At 58.8% G+C, this 1,430-nt stretch carries 2 protein-coding genes; one reads left to right on the forward strand and one right to left on the reverse strand.

Annotated features, from left to right (window positions below; all coding sequences use genetic code 11):
• Window positions 1–189 (forward strand): transposase (locus A2I95_RS37710; protein ID WP_291737554.1); only part of this gene is annotated, 189 nt, incomplete at its 5' end.
• A gap of 136 nt (window positions 190–325) precedes the next feature.
• On the opposite strand, the gene A2I95_RS37715 is transcribed toward A2I95_RS37710, so the two are convergent.
• Entirely contained in the window at window positions 326–1,261 is a 936-nt protein-coding gene (locus A2I95_RS37715; RefSeq protein ID WP_367153209.1) for a HipA domain-containing protein, read from the reverse strand.
• Between the last annotated feature and the right edge of the window lie 169 nt (window positions 1,262–1,430).

The following is a 1,430-nucleotide window of genomic DNA, read 5'->3' on the forward strand; positions in this document are numbered from 1 at the left end:
ACCCGGCACAAAGGCTATGCCCTGTCCCAGAAGCACCGCAAGCGGATCGAGGAGGCGTTTGGCTGGGCTAAGACCGTTGGCGGGATGTCCCAGACCGTCTATCGCGGCGTCGAGCGGGTGCGGTCGCGCTTCATTCTGACGCTCGCCGCTGGAAATCTCGCCCGGTTGCCCCGGTTGCTGGCGGTATGAGGCTGGATAAGGTGGCCACAGGCCTGCTTCCAGCCACCCAATCCGGAAGATCGATGAGAGAACTCATCCCACCAGGGAGAACAGCGTCCCGCTGGTCTGACTAATTCAGCGGCCTGTTAAGGCTTGCCCCAATCACCTAAAGCGCGCTCGCCCGTATTCGGATGCCGTTGGCAATCGATTCCGACAAAAGTTGAGGAAACCCAGCTGGCAGGTTGTCCACGGTATTTTCCAAGGCCGGCTCAAGCTGCAGAACGATTTCAGGCAGAACTTCTTCAGCTAGCGCAAGCCCATACCCCGCCGCCTTGGCAGCCTGCAGGAAGTGCCGCGGCACAACCTCATTGATCCGGTAGTGCCCGTCCACGGCCATGGCGAGGCGCATCCGATTCTGGCGGATCTGTCCATCGTCAACGGCCTTCTGCGCACTCAACACATCATAGAGCGGCGTCATGCGGAAACCGCCAGGGCGCAGCGCGATGCTGAAATTCTTGGCATGCCCGTCCGTCGCCCCTAAGAGCCAGAACAGGACCTGTGCGCGGAAAAATGCGCGCTGATCAGCCTCCGGATCGTCGCTTCCGGTCAGCAGCCCAATCCCCTCCGCGATTCCCGGCCCGCCATCCATTTGATATTTCTGACTGGGCGGCACGGAGAGCGCCTGGCAGAAGTCTTCCTGCGGGAGGCGGATCAACCGGCCGCCCCTGGTCCAGTGCCTGTCAAACCGCGTCACCACAAGGCTTCGAACATCCTCGAAGTCCATGATTTCGACCTCAGCCACATCCATGCCCATGGCGCGGCAAAAGCTCATGCAGAAGAATTCGTTCTCGACGCTGTCGGAGAGGTCAATGCCTGCTGGGAGCACACCGAGCTGAGTCTTTAGGATATGGGTCGTGGGGGTCATGCCCGAGGGCCGGATCCAATCGCCCTCATGGTGGAGCAGCGCGGTTTTCTCCTGCGCACCGGCTATGGAAATACGAAAGTCATCATCACTGCGGTCGCCCGAAAGCTGGTTGCAATCGCAAACGCACTCGTCAAAGCGCGTCAGAAATGGTCCCCTCAGGTCACCTAAGAAATACAGTTGCTAGGGAATTACGCTGTAGCGTAATTTTTATATTTTTACGTTGTAGCGTAATTTTGTTTGATTTACGCTGTAGCGTAAAAGGGCCGCGTCATGGAACTTACAGCACTAACAGCCGCACAAATTGGCGAGGCACTCCGCAGGTCGCGCAAGGCGCGCGGCTGGACAC

The sequence above is a fragment of the Leisingera sp. F5 genome, from assembly GCF_001593695.1.